General features: G+C 41.2%; 15 protein-coding genes. 10 read left to right on the top strand and 5 right to left on the bottom strand.

Going from position 1 to position 17,688, the window contains the following annotated elements; all coding sequences use genetic code 11:
* The first annotated feature begins 22 nt into the window (after nt 1–22).
* The 7 genes from CXF88_RS13130 to CXF88_RS13100 all read left to right on the top strand — a co-directional run bounded on the left by CXF88_RS13130 (nt 23) and on the right by CXF88_RS13100 (nt 5,700).
* Nucleotides 23–985 (top strand): hypothetical protein, encoded by a 963-nt coding sequence (locus CXF88_RS13130; RefSeq protein WP_157822800.1) that lies wholly within the window; start codon nt 23–25, stop codon nt 983–985.
* 107 nt (nt 986–1,092) lie between these two features.
* Nucleotides 1,093–1,425, top strand: coding sequence for a hypothetical protein (locus CXF88_RS13125; protein WP_101087280.1), 333 nt, complete (start codon nt 1,093–1,095; stop codon nt 1,423–1,425).
* Nucleotides 1,415–2,896, top strand: coding sequence for a protein adenylyltransferase SelO (locus CXF88_RS13120; protein ID WP_101087279.1), 1,482 nt, complete (start codon nt 1,415–1,417; stop codon nt 2,894–2,896). Before CXF88_RS13125 ends, CXF88_RS13120 begins: the two co-directional genes overlap by 11 nt.
* Before the next feature lie 25 nt (nt 2,897–2,921).
* Nucleotides 2,922–3,224, top strand: coding sequence for a DUF3630 family protein (locus CXF88_RS13115; protein ID WP_101087278.1), 303 nt, complete (start codon nt 2,922–2,924; stop codon nt 3,222–3,224).
* 10 nt (nt 3,225–3,234) lie between these two features.
* Entirely contained in the window at nt 3,235–4,236 is a 1,002-nt protein-coding gene (locus CXF88_RS13110; protein ID WP_101087277.1) for a serine/threonine protein kinase, read from the top strand.
* A gap of 131 nt (nt 4,237–4,367) precedes the next feature.
* The gene (locus CXF88_RS13105; RefSeq protein ID WP_101087276.1) at nt 4,368–4,985 is read left to right on the top strand and encodes a thiol:disulfide interchange protein DsbA/DsbL; all 618 of its coding nucleotides are present in this window, start codon (nt 4,368–4,370) and stop codon (nt 4,983–4,985) included.
* Between the two features lie 502 nt (nt 4,986–5,487).
* On the top strand, nt 5,488–5,700 hold the full coding sequence (locus CXF88_RS13100) for a DUF1107 domain-containing protein (protein ID WP_101087275.1): 213 nt from the start codon (nt 5,488–5,490) through the stop codon (nt 5,698–5,700).
* On the opposite strand, the gene CXF88_RS13095 is transcribed toward CXF88_RS13100, so the two are convergent.
* Nucleotides 5,697–5,918: a cell division protein ZapB gene (locus CXF88_RS13095; RefSeq protein WP_011635901.1), complete on the bottom strand. Its 222-nt coding sequence runs from the start codon at nt 5,916–5,918 to the stop codon at nt 5,697–5,699. The genes CXF88_RS13100 and CXF88_RS13095 overlap by 4 nt on opposite strands.
* Before the next feature lie 172 nt (nt 5,919–6,090).
* Between CXF88_RS13095 and CXF88_RS13090 the strand changes: the two genes are divergently transcribed.
* Both CXF88_RS13090 and CXF88_RS13085 read left to right on the top strand, forming a co-directional pair.
* On the top strand, nt 6,091–6,444 hold the full coding sequence (locus tag CXF88_RS13090) for a RidA family protein (protein ID WP_101087274.1): 354 nt from the start codon (nt 6,091–6,093) through the stop codon (nt 6,442–6,444).
* 237 nt (nt 6,445–6,681) lie between these two features.
* Complete coding sequence (locus CXF88_RS13085; protein ID WP_101087273.1) at nt 6,682–7,773, top strand: branched-chain amino acid aminotransferase; 1,092 nt, start codon at nt 6,682–6,684, stop codon at nt 7,771–7,773.
* A gap of 70 nt (nt 7,774–7,843) precedes the next feature.
* Here the strand turns inward: CXF88_RS13085 and CXF88_RS13080 are convergent, their stop codons facing one another.
* From CXF88_RS13080 to CXF88_RS13065, 4 genes are all read right to left on the bottom strand, one after another.
* Nucleotides 7,844–12,304 carry an EAL domain-containing protein gene (locus tag CXF88_RS13080; protein WP_101087315.1) on the bottom strand — a complete coding sequence of 1,487 codons (4,461 nt, stop codon included), beginning with the start codon at nt 12,302–12,304 and terminating at the stop codon, nt 7,844–7,846.
* 286 nt (nt 12,305–12,590) lie between these two features.
* Nucleotides 12,591–13,496: an acyltransferase gene (locus CXF88_RS13075; protein WP_101087272.1), complete on the bottom strand. Its 906-nt coding sequence runs from the start codon at nt 13,494–13,496 to the stop codon at nt 12,591–12,593.
* A gap of 6 nt (nt 13,497–13,502) precedes the next feature.
* On the bottom strand, nt 13,503–14,399 hold the full coding sequence (locus CXF88_RS13070) for an acyltransferase (protein WP_101087271.1): 897 nt from the start codon (nt 14,397–14,399) through the stop codon (nt 13,503–13,505).
* 79 nt (nt 14,400–14,478) lie between these two features.
* Nucleotides 14,479–16,002 (bottom strand): YifB family Mg chelatase-like AAA ATPase, encoded by a 1,524-nt coding sequence (locus CXF88_RS13065; protein WP_101087270.1) that lies wholly within the window; start codon nt 16,000–16,002, stop codon nt 14,479–14,481.
* A gap of 366 nt (nt 16,003–16,368) precedes the next feature.
* Between CXF88_RS13065 and CXF88_RS13060 the strand changes: the two genes are divergently transcribed.
* Entirely contained in the window at nt 16,369–17,676 is a 1,308-nt protein-coding gene (locus CXF88_RS13060) for a hemolysin family protein (protein ID WP_101087269.1), read from the top strand.
* Nucleotides 17,677–17,688: the final 12 nt, after the last annotated feature.

Below are 17,688 nucleotides of genomic sequence, written 5' to 3'. Positions count from 1 at the left end.
TAATCAGCAAGGTGGAAGCCTAATGAAGGTAATTTTAACTGTCATATTGATTGCAATTGCTCTGTATTTGTACAGACGTACTCAAGCAGTGGCAAAACAAGAACGTGATAAAACCGATCGTAATGCCACATCGCATTCATCAAGTGAGGTTGCTCAACCTTTAACGGCAGCAGACGATACGACTATGGCAGAGTCTGAGCATGTCGTTATGGATAAGTCGGCAGCAGATGAGGTATTAACTGAGGTTACAGTGAAGACCGATGAACTTATTTCAGTTGATGTTGATCCTGTTGACGAGTTCAGCGAAAAGCCAACAGCGCCAGTGGAGCTTCTTAGTGAGCCAGTTGATGCTGTCGAAATTGCTCCGGAACAGTCTAAGCCCAAAACTCCTAAATCCGAAAGTATAGTCACTGAGGTGGTTTCTGCGCCTGAAGTTGCCCCTAAGGATGTTGCTACGGCAAACGAGAACAAAGCTAGCGAGAACAAAGCTAACGTGAGCAATGCAGACGCCGAGCCTAAAGTATCTGCTACTGCAGAGGTTGATGCGCCAAGTGATCAAGGCTTGTCCTTGAGTCTAAACCGTGTTGAAGGCGATTGGGCCAGCGAAAGTTTTCTGCAACAGGTTGATGCTGCCAATAACGCTAACGATCTTCAAAGCCAGCATAATGGCTTAGCCAGTGTGATTAATCATTGCTATAAAATGCGTAAACAGAGCGATTATTGTCAATATGGTGCGGCGTTACAATTAACCTATGTAGGGTTATATCGCTCATTACATCAACAATATGTCTCTCAAAAAAGCACTGATGAAATCAAATCGCCAGCGTTTATGCAGTTATCGACATTGTTAAATGATGTTGGTCAGTTTGATGAGGCGATTAAGGTGTGCGAGCAAGCGCTTGAATACCAGCTAACCGACGGCACTGTCACTGGCTTTGAAGGACGCATAAAGCGGATCGAAAAGGCCAAAACCAAAGCGAGCTAACAGGCTAATCAATACTGTTGGATGGATATCAGGTATGATATTCAAAAGGAAAGCGGACCTTGGTTCGCTTTTTTGTTGCTTCAAATCCAATGCTTTCAAGGTTTAAAATGACATTAATGACTCGTACATTAACAAAAACATTGCTGTTTACTGCCACAGTAGTTTTACTTGCCGGTTGTATTCGTACACCTGAATGGACCTTATTTTATGTTGCAGACAGAACGCCTATACCGACCCAAATAGTACTGCAAGACCACATTGCCGGTTTTTACGATTCATTGGAGCAATGCCAAGCTAAAGGTGCTGGAATGTTACGCTTGCAAGCCTCGTCAGTGCCTGCAGAGCAAGCGTTTGCATGTGGCGAGTTGTGTCAGATAGATGAAAAGCAACAATTGCAGTGTGAAAATCAGGTCGTGGGTACAAAGCATCATGCAGTTTAAGCAAGATTTTTTTGAGCAACTAGAAGGCTTTTATTCGCAAGTTTATCCTTTACCCATCAGTAATCCTCATTGGCTGGGTTGGAGTGATGACGCGGCTCAATTAATTGGTTTAGAAAAACCCAATACTGAACTGTTGATGCAATTATCGGCCAACTATGCAGCTCCTGGTGCCAGTTATTACGCTCAAGTTTATAGTGGCCATCAATTTGGTGGCTATACACCAAGATTGGGCGATGGTCGTTCAATTATATTAGGTGAAGCTATTGGTCCAAATGGGGCTTGGGATGTCGCGTTAAAAGGCGGCGGTCCAACACCGTATTCTCGCCAAGGTGATGGTCGGGCGGTAATGCGCTCAGCAGTACGAGAGTTTTTAGTATCCGAAGCGCTTGCTGCGCTAAATGTACCTACCAGCCGTGCGTTAGCGGTTATTGGTTCCGATTTACCCGTATGGCGCGAAAGCCAAGAAACGGCCGCAATAACGGTACGTTTGGCAAAAAGTCACATTCGGTTCGGCCATTTTGAATATTTCTTTCATAGCGAGCAAGGCGATGCAGCCAAACTGACTCAATTAGTTAATTTTACCATTCAACAGCATTTTCCACATTTATCAACCGATGCAGCAGGTTACAAAAAATGGTTTTATGAGGTGGTGCAGTCTACCGCTAAAATGATTGCTCATTGGCAGTCTGTTGGTTTTGCTCACGGGGTGATGAATACCGACAATATGTCGATACTTGGTGATACCTTCGATTTTGGCCCATTTGCTTTCTTAGACACCTTTAAAGAAGACTTTATCTGTAATCACTCCGATCACGAAGGTCGTTATGCCTTTGGACAGCAACCAGGAATTGGATTATGGAACCTCAAGCGTTTGGCGCAAACATTAACGCCTATTATCGAGTCGGATGATTTAATCGCAGCGCTAAATACGTATCAATTTGAATTAGTTCAGCAGTATTTATTACTCATGCGCGCTAAGTTAGGCCTTTCTCAATCCAATATTAACCCAAATGTTGTTAATGCAGAGGAACAGGCCGAATTCGATAACAAAGATTTGCAGCTTGTGGGGCAATTAACCGGATTACTCGAAACTAACCAACTTGATTATACCAATAGTTTACGCCGTTTTGGCCAGCTAGACCCGAGTAGTGTGCATTCTAGTTTACGAGACGATATGGTCGACCTTGCTGGCTTTGATACTTGGCATCAAGCTTATCAAAACCGAGTAGGTGAAGTGGCGGATGTGAATGCATGGCAATGTGAGCGTAATAGTGCCAACCCTAAATATATTTTGCGCAATTACCTTGCCCAGGAAGCTATTATCGAGATTGAAGAAAATGGCGACAACAGCAAGTTATTGCAACTTCAACAACTTTTACAACGTCCTTTTGACGAACAACCTGAGATGGAAGATTTTGCCAAACGCCCACCTAAATGGGGACAAGGCTTAATAATGTCTTGTAGCAGTTAATTGATGTATTTTATCTGAGTCGATTATGAAATTATTATCAGCCAAATTAGATCCCGCAGCATTGAGTATTGTTATTCAAGCTGAAGTGGATTTTGAGCAATTTGAACGATTTGCAGAACCGCTAGCGGCTGCACTTGATTGTGATATTCGAGAGCGCCAATGGGGCGCAGATCGTCATCAATGGTTACTGAACTTTGAAGGCAGCCCTTTATGGTTACATTATGAGTTTTATGGTGATATTTGTTGGATTTCCACCGATAGCGCAAATGAGTTAGACGTATTAGCGTTTTTATTAACGCTACTTGCCCCACATATTCAAACTGCTTAAGAAGGTATACATGGACAACGATACAGGCGCAGAGTTTCATTTTCAGGCATTGAGACCCGATCTCATTTTAGATGCCATCGAAAGCATCGGCGTCTTCCCTGAGACGGGGCTATTAGCATTAAACAGTTACGAAAATAGGGTGTACCAATTCCGCTGCGATCAAGGCATTCGTTATGTGGTGAAGTTTTATCGGCCGCATCGTTGGAGCAATGAACAAATTCAAGAAGAGCACGATTATGCCTTGGCATTGGCGGCAGAAGATATTCCTATTGCCGTTCCTGTGGTTATTGAAGGTAAAACCTTATTTGAGTATCAAGGTTATCGTTTTGGTCTTTTTCCGTCTATTGGCGGACGGGCATTTGAAGTAGACAATCTTGAACAACTTGAATCGGTTGGCCGCTTTATTGGCCGAATTCATCAATATGGCGCAATGCAGCCTTTTAAATACCGTGAATCGCTGACCCCTGCCATTTTGGGCGATGAGTCTTATCGCTATTTACGCGAAAGTGGTATTGTTGCCAGTTCAATGCAGACAGCTTTTTTCACCGTAGTAGAGCAAGTTTTAGAGAAAGCCAAGCAGATATGGCAGCAGCACAATTTTACCTCTATACGCTTGCACGGAGATTTACACCCTAGTAATATTTTATGGACACCAGATGGACCTGGATTTGTTGATTTAGACGATGCCAGGCAAGGGCCAGCAGTACAAGATTTATGGATGATGTTGACCGGAGATCGTCAGCAGCAATTATTACAAATTGATATTTTATTAGAGGGATATCAAGAGTTTTGTGATTTTGATGCGAGACAGTTGGCACTCATTGAGCCGTTAAGGGCTTTCCGGATGGTGCATTATAATGCGTGGTTAGCCAAGCGCTGGGATGACCCTGCATTCCCGATGAATTTCCCATGGTTTGGCGATATTAAGTATTGGGAACAACAAACTCTGGCGTTTAAGGAGCAGTTATCTGCGCTTAATGAGCCACCATTGAGTTTACCTAGTTTTAATTAACAATATTTCATAATCACTACCTAATAGTATTTAGTTACAAATACAATTGACTAGCGATTGAGTTACAGGCTAACGCTAGACTATGATAGAGCCAGCGTATTTATATTTTTGCCTATTTAGAAGGAAGTAAAATGAAAAAAGCATTACTGATGGCTGCTGCACTCCTGCTAGCGCCTATGGCTGCGATGGCTGCCGATTATAAAGAAGGTGTACATTACACGGTTATTAATGATGGCCCTGAAACCGCCAAGCCAGAAATTACTGAGTTTTTCTCATTCTATTGTCCACATTGTTTTAATTTTTCTAAAACAGTAGTGCCTAAAATTGAAGCGAACTTACCTGAAGGTGTCACATTTAATCAGTCCCACGTTGAGTTTATCGGTCGTGAAATGGGCGTAGAAATGTCACGTGCTTTTGCGGTTGCTCAGCAGTTAAATGTCGAGAAAAAAATGGACGCAGCTTTATTTAGCGCTATCCACGACAAGCGTCAGCAATTTACTCGCGCAGACGATATCAGAGCAGTATTTATCGCTAACGGCGTAGATGGTAAAGCTTACGATGCAGCGGCAAGTTCATTTATGGTTAACGCACAGATGTCGAAAATGAAGCGTGATACTGAAAATGCTAAAATTTCTGGTGTACCAACATTAGTAGTTAACGGCAAATATCGCGTCGAAACCAGCTCGATTAAATCTTATGATGAATTAATTGATATCGCATTTTACTTAACATCAATGAACAAAAAGTAATCTACACAACTTATGTTTGTTAAATAAGGAGCTTCGGCTCCTTTTTTGTTGTCTAAATTTCAGCAAAGGTTATCAAACAATACTCATATTTTTAAACAAGAGGCTGATGCTGTGATTTAGGCGGGATGTTGATTGCGCGGAGTGGAAGTTTATCGCAGGCAAAAAAAAACCGTATGTCTATAAAAGACGATACGGAGATGAGTCAAATGACTCTTTTTTACCCTGAGTAACATCAAAGATCTTAACATGGTGTCAAAATATTGGCAAGTGGCATTAAAGTGTCACTTGAGATTTATGGGATTTATCAGAACAATAAAAAATAGCATGTTAATGAAACTCTTTCGGCATCATGTGGTCAAACTTGATGACATTGAAGTTGTGCTTAACAAGAAAGTGAATAGTGGTTTATATCTGCTTTGAACATTTACATTTCCGACTTATACATGGCTTATCGTCGTTATTTCATTGCACCTTGTGCATGTATTTTCTTGGAGGAAGTCGTATGAGAATGTTCCCTGTTTATGCACCTAAATTGATAGTTAAGCATGCTAGGATCTTTTTGAGTGGCGTGATTTGGGTAAAAGACTTAGGGTTACTCGAGTTTGATAAAGGGCGCTTTTTACAGACGAAAAAAAGCCTGCCGAAAGTTAAGCAGGCTATCAGTGAATTAAATGCCTTGATTGAAATACAATCAAAGCAGTATCAATCCATTTAGATTTCGTTATTCAATAAACCAACAAGGCCGTTGACCTTATCACTCCAAGAGTTTAGGTCTTGCTGCAATTGTTGGTTTTTTTGTGTCAATTCTTGTTGCTGTGAAAGCAACGCTTCGTTCTTTTGCTTCTCTTCATCAAGCTCCATTTTTAGTAGCTCAATATTTTCGAGAGTTGCCTGGATTTTGGTTTCCAGTTGGGACAATAATTCAAGGCTCATGGGGAGTCCTATACGTTTCTGGATGGAAACCCGATTCTAGCAGTGACAAGGCCTATAGGAATAGCCTTTAAAACTAAGTGGCTAAAATATATTCAATAAATCGTACTATATTGTGCTTTATCTCAGATCGCGCTATTTTCATCTGCTAACCAAGACAGTAAAAGACCTTTTTATGACAATTACCCGACTCGATGTTAACACTCGCATGAGCAGTATTGTGATCCACAACAATACCGTTTATCTGTGCGGCCAGGTGGCTAAAGATAAGTTCACCGATATTAATACCCAAACTATTACCATGCTTGAAGAGGTCGAAAGCTTGCTCGTACAATCTGGTAGTCGACGCGATCATATTTTATCAGCCACTATTTACCTTAAAGATATGGTTGATTACGATGCAATGAATCAAGTGTGGGACAACTGGTTACCCAAAGGGCATGCCCCAGCAAGAGCTTGTGTACAAGCAGCGATTGCCGAACCTGAATACTTGGTTGAAATTTCGGTGATTGCAGCAGTGGCAAGTTAGCCATAAATGGATAATCATTCTTGGTGACATAACTTTGATTAATCTTGATTGATGCGTTGTGATTAGGCTAGTGACAGAATGAGATATGCACTGACAGTTTGTCTGTTGCAGTATGAATAAATATATTGATGCTTGTTACGTTCAATTGACGTATTTTGATTTAGGATCTAGGGCTGCGACTTGACATTATTCTCTAGCCTCCATAGTCTGCAAGCTCAGTTTTTAAGGTGGTATGCAATGGACATAAAATATAATTTAAAATCAGCGTCAGAGCGCCGCACAGAGCCATTTAAGCCTGAAGGCGATGTGGGTTTCGGTAAGCTTCGTACTGATCACATGTTTTTGATGGATTATCGTGATGGTCAATGGTGCGATCCGCGCATAGTTCCTTACGGCCCGTTTGAAATGGCACCCGGTGCAATGTCATTGCATTATGGCCAATCAATTTTTGAAGGCGCTAAAGCCTTTATGCACGAAGATGGCGAGATTTACACCTTCCGCTTAAATAAAAACGCTGAGCGCATGAACCGTTCTGCCGATATCGTGTGTATTCCGAATATCGATGAAAGTATGCAAGTAAAGGCAATTAATGCCCTTATTGATGTTGACCGTTTGTGGTTCCCACAGCAACAAGGTGCGTGTTTATACATTCGACCTTTTATTTTTGCAACAGAAGATCGTTTGTCTGTTAGCCCTAGTCAGCAATATACATTCTGCGTAATGCTAAGCCCATCTGGAGCGTATTATGCCTCTGGGGTTAATAATGGTATTCGCTTGTTAATCAGTACTAAGTACCACCGTGCAGTATCTGGTGGTACTGGTGCTTCAAAAGCTGCTGGTAACTATGCTGCTTCACTGCGTGCAGGTAAAGCGGCTGTAGAATATGGCGCATCGCAGGTATTGTATTTAGATTCAACTAATACTCAAATTGAAGAAGCTGGCGCGATGAATCACTTTCACATTTTAAAAGATGGCACTGTGATTATTCCGACATTCACAGACACCATTTTAAAATCCATTACCTCTCAGTCCATTATGGAACTTGGGGATATGCTGGGTTGTGAAGTAAGACAAGAAACGGTGATGTTAGATAAATTCATTGCTGATATTGAAGCGGGTGAAATTATTGAAGCGGGTGGATTTGGTACTGCTGCGGTGGTATCGCCTGTCAGTTCATATATCTTCGAAGATGGTCGGGTTTTGACCGTTGGTGACGGTAAGGTAGGTCCTAATATTCAGCGTATTTATAAGCTGTTTACTGAGCTACAAAAAGGCAACGTTACTGCACCGCAAGGCTGGGTAAAACGCGTTGAACGTGTTGCACCGTAGTTTATAGCTTATAGTTTATTCAATCAGTAAAATACACATAAAAGCTCCTAAATGGAGCTTTTATTTTGCCTTATGAATGACTAATCTTAACTTTGTCTTGCGTTAATAATGCAAGGCAATTAACCGCACTCAGTGGCTTACTGAGCAAGAAGCCCTGTACTTGATCACAACCCCCCTCACGTAAGAAATTCAATTGCGCTTGGGTTTCAACACCTTCAGCAACAACGTTAAGCTCTAAACTGTGGGCCAAGGTTATAATGGCGCTAGTGATGGCAGCATCGTCAGGATCTTCAGTTATATCACGCACAAATTCACGATCAATCTTCAAGGTATCAATTGGGAAGCGTTTCAAATAGCTTAAGCTTGAGTATCCGGTACCAAAGTCATCAATCGCAATGGTTAAGCCTAATGCTTTGAGTTGCGATAGCACGGCAACGGAATCCTGTGGGTTACCCATAATCATCGATTCGGTTAATTCGAGTTCTAAGGCGCTTGCCGGTAATCCAGATACCGCTAATGCGACTTCTATGGTCGAAATGATATCGGCTTTCAATTGTCTGGCTGAAAGGTTAACGGCGACAGATATATGCTCAAAACCTTGTTGATGCCATTGCGCCAGTTGATTACAGGCTTGTTGAATAGCCCATTGACCAATCTGATTGATGATGCCTGTTTCTTCCGCTAGCGGAATAAACTCAACCGGTGAAATAAAGCCAAGTTCTGGGCTTTCCCAGCGCATTAACGCTTCCAGTCCGATAATTTTTTCAGTTTTTACATCGTATTTAGGTTGATAAACCAAATATAGCTCATTGTCTTGAATCGCTTTTTTAAGTCCGGCCTCTAACTGAACATGACGTGTAGCATATTGGTTTAATTGCTCGGTATAGAATTGGAAGTTATTGCGCCCCAGTGATTTTGCGTGATACATGGCGGTATCAGCATACTTAATCAATGAGGTGGTATCATCTGCATCTTCTGGGTACAAACTGATACCAATCGACGGTGATATAGTCAGTATTTTATCGTCAAGTAAAAAAGGTGTTTGAAAAGCGTGTAACACTTTTTCGGCAATAATGGTGGCGGCTTTCGTTTTGGCAACACCTTCTAAAATAATGGTAAATTCATCTCCGCCTAAGCGTGCAACGGTATCGCCATCTCGTACAGCATTTTGCAGGCGATGCGCGACGGCTTTAAGCAGTAAATCACCGATGTGGTGGCCCATTGAGTCATTGATATGTTTAAATCGGTCAAGATCTAAAAATAACAATGCTACGATGCTATTGGCACGGTGTGCTTTCGTCACGGCTTGGTTGAGCCTGTCCTGGAATAAAGTGCGGTTAGGCAGTCCGGTCAGTGGATCAAAGTTAGCCAATACTCGTAAATCTTCTTCGGCTTTTTTACGGGCAGTAATATCGGTGAACACCGCCACAAAGTGACTCGTTTCACCTTTATTATCGATAACTTGGTTAATTTCTAGCCATGCAAGAATACCGCGACGGTTGCGGGTTCTAATGTGAATTTCACCGGCCCAATGTTTGTGTCTTAATAGCTGGGTTTCAACTGAGTTATAAAACTCGCGTGACTGCTTTCCCATGGTTAAAAACAAGAAATGCTTACCGACAACATCACGATGTTTAAAGCCAGTAATGCGACTAAAAGCTGGATTGATTGAGCGTATTTGATAGTCTAGTTCACCAACGACAACGGCTTCGTTCATACTAAACAAGACTTGCGATGATAGCTTGAGTTCGTTTTCTGTGATTTTTCGGCTAGTAATGTCTTTATGAGTTCCAGCCATTCGCACTGGAATATTATTGCCATCACGTTCAACAATTTGACCACGATCTAACACCCAAGCCCATTCTCCAGGTTTAGTTTCAACGCGATACTCTGCTTCAAAGAACTCACTTTCACCGTTAAGGTGATCGTTAAGCAGTTTTTGCACTCGTGGTCGGTCTTCTGGATCAATGTTTTTATTCAATAACTGATCTTTTAACGAAAAACTCATCGGCTCGATCATGTTAGTTCGATAGACTTTATCGTCTTTAATGTTCCAATCCCACATACCATCGCCAGAAGCCCAAAGTGCCAGTTTTAAGCGCTCTTCAGAGGCGCGAATACTGTTGTCAAATTCACGTTGCTTGGCCTGTTTTTTCTTTCGGGCATAAAAAAACCAAACAATAATTAATAATCCGACCGTAATATACAGAATATAAGCTGTGTTGCTCATATACATTGGTGGCACTACTGACACGTTTACATTAAGTGTGTATTGGCTGTATCTATTCGTCCCTAGCGCATGACGAACCACTAACTTGTATTCACCAGGTGGTAAGTTGGTATAGGTGATTTCGTTGCCATGGGATAATTCGCGCCAATCGTTGTCATAACCGTCTAAAAAGTAGCTAAAACGGCTTAATCCTGGGTAACTGAAATTGAGCGAGCCGACTTCAAAGCTGATGAGTTGTTGTTCATAAGGCATGATAATGCGCGGAGCATGGCTTAAGTCGCGAATAGGGTGTTGGGTTTCACCAATCGTGTATTTTGTCAGCGCCAGTTTGTTCTCAGACCTTTGGCTTGGAATAGTGCTTGGGTTAAATTGGTTAAGGCCTCGAATACCACCAAACCATAAGGTACCGTTAAGCTCTTTAAACTTAGCTGAACCATTAAATTCATTGGCTTGCAAACCTTCGAATTTATTATAAGAAATAAAGCTTTTATTACTCGGAGTAAAACGTGAAATACCCGAGTTAGTACTTAGCCATAAATCGTGTTTTTCGTCTTCTAAAATCGCATAAACTGTATTACTGCTTTTGTCTGCGTTGACGTCCATTCTTTCAAATTTAAACGTGCCGTATTCTATTGTTAGCTTGTCTATACCACCATGAGTAGCCACCCAAAAGTCGCCATTTTCTGCTAACAAAAAGTCTCTGACACGATTGTCACTCAGACTGTAAGGGTTTTCTGAATCATGGCTCAAAAAGTCTAGTTTTTGTGCTTCAGCTGAAAGCCTTACCACTCCGCCCATAGTGCCTAGCCATAAATAACCTTGGCTAAAATAAAGCTTAATAATTTGGTATTTGAATGGCGAAAAATCAGCTTGAAAGCCGAAGTTATAAGCCATCATGCGATTTGTATACTCAGAGATAAAATACAAACCTTGTGAGCTGGCTATCCATAAACGGTCTTTGTCATCAAAGGCTAAACTGCGGATTTGGGTATCGGCATAAAATTGTGCGTTTGCCGGTTTAATTTGCTGCAGGGTATTGCTCTTATCTAAGGTAAACAGCCCTACATTGGTGGCAAACCATAGTAAACCTTGTTTATCTTGTTTAATGTCATGCACTATCAAGGATAATTGTTCTGTAGGTATCGCTAATGTTTTTGCAAATAAATCATTGATGTAATGATATTGGTTATCATCGGGGGCCAAATACTTAAGTCCAGCACCATCGGTGCCTATCCACAGGCGTTGCTGTGTGTCCCTGAAAATGACGCGGATCATGTTTGCCATGCCCGGAGCATTGGTTTGGTAGTCGTAAAAATGGCTAAAATATTGATGGCTGAGATTTAGTTTATCGATGCCCGAATAACCTGTACCAATCCATAGGGTGCCGTTTTGATCTAGCATTAGGCTTTGTAGTGTATTAGCACTGATGGAATTGAGTTTTTGCGGATCATGTTTATAAAGCGTGCTGTGCCACTTGCCACCCATAAAATCGAGTTTGAATAAACCGGTATTGTTGCCGATAGCAAAAATTTGATTGGCATTAACCACGATAAAATCAATTATCTTACGGTTATCGCCAAAACTATCATCATGCGACCATATCAGTTCTTTTTTATGGGTATCGAGATTGTAGCGCCAAATTTGGTTGTCGATGGCCAGCCAGACGGAATAAACAGAGCTGGATTTGATTTGGTTTACCGTCATATTGAGCGGGATATCAAGCCGAATAATAGTATTACTATCAATGGCAAATGTGCCATGTGATTGAGTGCCAACGACAATGTATTTATCGTCAATATTGGCAATGCTGGTAATATTGGGCGTGATATTATTGCCTAAACTGACGAGAATAATTTTTTCGGTTTTTAAGGATAGTATGTACAGACCCGAACGAGTACCTACCCACAAGGTATCGCCAATCACGGCAAGATGGGTTACCTGAAGCTCAGTTAAGCCTTGGGGTTGTTTAAACGCAGTAAACTCCCCCGTAGTGAGGTTGAATCGATTGAGTCCATTGTTGAAGGTGCCTATCCATAAATCGCCGTCAGGTGACTGCAAAATATCAGTAATTAAATTGCCTGAGATAGAGTTGGTATTTTTTGGCTGTTTTAAGTATAAATCAAACTCAACACCATTATAGCTGTGTAGACCGTCTTGAGTCCCTATCCAAAGCATTCCTGAGCTGTCCATAAACAGACGAGTAATCGAGTTTTGATTAAGGTCCCCTTCGGTACTGAAATGGTCAAATTTTACTTCGGTTAAGCTGTCATAAGGATCATTTTTTTGCGCTGAAACAGACACTGAAAAACTCAATGTTATGACTAAAATTAGCCAGTGTGTTAAAAGCGTGAATGCACGAAAATTCAAATTTCACCTATAAAAAATTTATTGGAAAGGCTGTGACAACTTTCAATTATATTAACAATAAAACCCGACATTAAGTCTTACACATTCAATTGTTAATTAATTTTATCAATTGAGTTATCGATAAACTCTTTTTCCTTATAAAACTGACAGTTTTACACCTTTAACGCAACAGAAAATCGTCATTTGTCGGTTTTATGACAGTTTAACCTCTTCAATGCAGTTACTGCTGTTGGTAAGCTTTTATTATGTCATCTATTTGCTGATCTTTTTCAAGCCAAAGCTGATTTAACCACCGCTGAAATTCGACACGAGTTTCTGGGCTTGAAAAGTAGACCTCTGAGTCCACTTTGGGTACGGGCAGAGTTTCAATACGGATCACCACTTTTTTAGTGCGTCCGTGCATCACATTCGCCAATACTTTTTCCGAGGTTTCAGGATAAACCAAGGTGATATTTAGCAGGCCGGTAAACTGTTCGCCCATTGCTGAGAGTGTAAAAGCTATCCCACTGGCTTTAGGACGTAATAAATGACGATAAGGTGAATTCTGACGTAGTCGTTTTTCTTCGGTAAACCGACTGCCTTCAACATAATTAATAATCGATGTAGGCATGTCCTTAAAACGCTCGCAAGCTTTGCGGGTTGTTTGCAGATCTTTGCCTTTCAATTTAGGATTTTTTTTCAGTTTTGCTGCACTCGTACGATCCATAAACGGCATGTCGAGCGCCCAGCAACCTAAGCCCATTATTGGTACATATAATAGTTCTTTTTTTAAAAAGAACTTCAACATTGGAATATGGTTACGCAATAAATACGTTTGGGCTGCAATATCAAAGCCACTGACATGGTTACTGATCAGTAAATACCAACCGTTTGGGTCGAGTTTCTCTAACCCTTTTACATCCCATTCAATGTTGGATATCAAATATAAAATACCGCCATTGCATGTGGCCCATGACCACATAAAACGGTTCATTATTCGCGTTAATAATCGGCGAGCAGGCAAGAACGGCAGTAATAATTTAGCCACACCGCCAATGGTTAATAATGAGCTCCATACAATGGTATTGATGATCAATAGCGTCAGACTGATAATAAACAGTATTGGACCAGGTAAAAAAGCCAGCATATTGTGTTAACCCTCTTGTTTTGCTTGTGACGCAAAATTTTGTAACTGCAGGTCTTTATCTAGCCAAAGTTGATTGAGCTGCTCTTGAAATTCAATTTTAAATTCGCGATCTTTTAGGTAGTCACCACGCATACGCTGAGGAATATCAGTGATTTTAATGTCCACTCTTACCTCTGATAATCCACCACAAATATAGTGCCAATAAGTCGGTACGGTATCTGGATAATATATGGTGACATTAACCAGTTTATTAATGTGCTCTCCCATAGCGGATAATGCGAATGCCATTCCTCCAGCCTTAGGTTTTAGAAGGTGCTGAAAAGGTGAGCCTTGTTTATCATGTTTAGCTGCCGTAAAACGAGTACCTTCAACAAAGTTCATAATACTCACAGGTTTCGTTTTAAATTTCTCACAGGCTTTACGAGTAATCTCGATATCTTTACCTTTCAATTTAGGATTTTTTCGCAACTGTGAGGTGCTGTAACGGCGCATAAATGGAAAGTCTAATGCCCACCAAGCGAGGCCAAGTACTGGGACAAAAATCAGTTCTTGTTTGAGGAAAAACTTTAAAAAGGGAATTTTGCGGTTAAATACTCGCTGTAAAATGAGGATATCGACCCACGATTGATGGTTAGCAATAACCATGTACCATTCTTGTTCAGAAAAAGATTGGTCGCCAGTGACATTGATACGCATTGGATGAAAAATTGATTCTACTATCGTATTGACACTGATCCATGCAGTAGCGCAATTATCGAGAATATAACTACATATTTTTTGACAAATGCCAATCGGGATCAATTTTACAATACTGAACGCCAAGATAGGGATGGTCCAAAAAATGGTATTAAATAAATAGCATAAGAATGCAATTGAACCTTTGATTTTCGAAAGCAGCGACATTTTTCTCTCCTATTAAACGGAGGGCTATGTTACTCGTAGTCGCAGTTTTGCTCAATCTATACGATAGGTTAAATTACGTTTATTGCTGATTCAATTTTGCCAGTAATCGATCCATGGCCCTATAACCAAGGGCTTGAGCTATGTGACTGCGCTCAGTTGTAGGGGATTGCTGTAAGTCGGCAATGGTACGAGATACCCGTTGAATCCGATGAAAACTACGTACAGACAATCCTAAGCTCACGACACTTTGTTCCAAAAAAGCGAGATCTGGTTGAGTTATAGCGCCATCTTGTTTGAGTTGTTTTGGGGTTAATTCACTGTTTAATACCCCAGCGCGGCTGAGTTGTAGATCGCGTGCTTGTTTGACCCGTTTAGCTATTTCAACGCTGGACTCACTGGGTTGGTGTTGTTGGGTTAAGGTGCCAGCAGGAAGTTTAGGAACATCTACGGTTAAATCGAAGCGGTCTAAAAACGGCCCAGATAAACGTGATAAGTAACGCTGAATTTGATCTGGAGTCGAACGTGCGCGCTCCGTATCACCACAAGGGCTTGGGTTCATTGCGGCAATGAGTTGAAATCGACTTAAGAAGGTCAATTTTGCTGCCGCACGTGAAATCTCAACTTGACCCGTTTCCAAAGGTTCACGCAGACAATCCAATACTTTACGAGGAAACTCTGCTATTTCATCAAGAAATAATATTCCACGGTGCGCCAATGATATCTCACCTGGTTTGGGATGGCTGCCGCCGCCAATAAGTGCAATAGATGATGATGTATGATGCGGCGAGCGAAAAGGGCGGTTAAGGAAGTTTTGCGGTTGTACATGTAATCCGGCGACAGAATGAATCGCTGCTACTTCAATGGCTTCATCGTAAGTGAGTTTTGGCAATAACGGAATAATACGATTGGCTAACATACTTTTCCCCGTCCCTGGGGGGCCAATAAACAACATGTTATGTCCTCCGGCTGCGGCGATTTCAAGCCCATGTTTTGCCTGATATTGGCCAATAACATCGCTCATACATAGCGATGATTGCACCAGAGGTTCTTCTTCAATCCACTCGGGTAAGGTATCGAGTAACGGCAATTGTGCTTGGCCATGTAGGAATGCCGCCAAGTTTTGCAAGTGAGCGACAAAATAACTGTGCTTATAGCCAACCAGCTCTGCTTCATGTCTATTTTCGATGGGCATAAAAAAATGGTGCTGATCATTACGTGCCGCAATAATGGCTGGCAATAATCCACTGCAAGGTCTAATTTGCCCAGAAAGAGCCAGCTCACCAACAAACTCGCATTGGTGTAACGCTTTAGCTGGAACTTGATTTGATGCGGCGAGAATACCGACTGCAATAGGCAAATCATAGCGGCCACCTTGTTTTGGTAAATCTGCTGGGGCTAGGTTGACGGTAATTCTTTTTTGAGGGAATTCAAATCCCGCATTAATCAACGCACTTCTGACACGCTCTTTGGCTTCTTTGACAGAGGTTTCTGGCAGTCCGACTAGATTAAATGCGGGTAAACCGTTGCTTAAATGAACTTCAACAGTGACTCTTGGCGCTTCTACACCACAACTTGCTCGAGTAAATACACAGGCTATCGCCATCAACAATTCCTTTTGTTTGAATAATATACAAATGAAGAGGTGGTTACAGTTTAGCAGTGATGTTTTTTTTTGCGTGATAAAGGCTAAATAAGTGAGATAAAGTTGTGCTTGTAAGCTAGTTTAAATGACTGATGTTGAGTAGAATACCGTCGCTTTATCGTTCACAAGGACCGATTATAAATAGGTCTGTTGTCGTGAAACACTATAATGATATTCCATCACTCGTTATTTCTATCTGTATTGAATCATTAGCCTTATTAATTTGAATGTTAATAAATGGCTGAGGTCTTGCATTTGCCCATTTTGCAACAAAGATATGTACATACATTCCTGATATTTTGGCTAGTATTCAGGTAAAGGTAAACTATGAGCCTCTCTGATAATTTATTGATCATCTTGTGCCTGATCGGCATTAGTTGTTTTTTTTCTATGTCTGAAATTGCCCTCGCGGCATCACGAAAAATGCGTTTGCAATTAATGGCTGATGAGGGCGATTTACGTGCCGCAAAAGTGCTTAAACTTCAGGCGCATCCAGGCAGTTTTTTTACCGTGGTACAAATCGGACTCAATGCGGTCGCGATTATGGGCGGTATTGTGGGTGAATCAGCCTTTAGACCTCATTTTGAACAATTACTGTTGCCTTTATTGGGCAATGAGTGGGGTTTACAGCTGAGTTTTGTTTGTTCATTTGTGACGGTCACTTCGTTGTTTATTTTATTTGCTGATTTGATGCCTAAACGAATTGCTATGGTGATCCCAGAGCAAGTCGCGGTCACTTTTGTAATGCCAATTATTTTGTGCATTAAAGTATTAAAGCCGTTTGTGTGGATTTTTAATGGTTTGGCCAATGCAATTTTTAAATTATTGCAAGTGCCTACAGCACGTAACGACCAAGTCACCCATGATGATATTTACGCCATGATGACAGCCGGTACTGAAGCTGGGGTGATGGATAAAGGCGAACAACAAATGATGGAAAACGTGTTTGAAATGCAGTCGGTGTCGGTGACCTCTGCAATGACAGCACGTGAAAGTTTAGTGTATTTTTTACTGCAAGACAGCGAAGAAGACATCAAACAGAAAATTGCTAAAAACCCGCATAACAAATTTTTAGTTTGTGATGGTCAATTGGACATGATCAAAGGTTTTGTTGATGCAAAAGAGTTACTGATTAGGGTAATTAACGGCGAGAACATCACCTTAAAAGGCAGTACGTTAGTGCATAACTGCCTCATCATTCCAGATACGTTAACCTTGTCTGAGTCGATGGAATATTTTAAGAATAATCGTTCCGACTTTGCGGTGGTGATGAACGAATATGCTTTGGTTGTTGGCATAGTCACCACCAATGATTTACAAAGTGCCGTTATGGGCGCGTGGTCATTACATGAAAGTGAAGAACAAATTGTTGCCCGTGATGGTAACTCTTGGTTAGTCGATGGGGTGACACCGATTACTGATGTAATGCGAGCATTTAATATTGAAGTGTTTCCGCATAATCAAAATTACGAAACCATTGCTGGTTTTATGATGTATATGTTGCGCAAAATCCCCAAACGTACTGACTTTGTCAATTATGCAGGTTACAAATTTGAGGTAGTCGATATTGACTCATACAAAGTCGACCAACTACTGGTTACTCGGTTAGATATTGAGATGCCGCCACTGCCTTAAGTCAATTAGCTT

This window comes from Shewanella sp. ALD9, from assembly GCF_002836315.1.
Lineage (GTDB): Bacteria > Pseudomonadota > Gammaproteobacteria > Enterobacterales > Shewanellaceae > Shewanella.
This window is presented reverse-complemented; position numbering and strand designations above follow the sequence as displayed.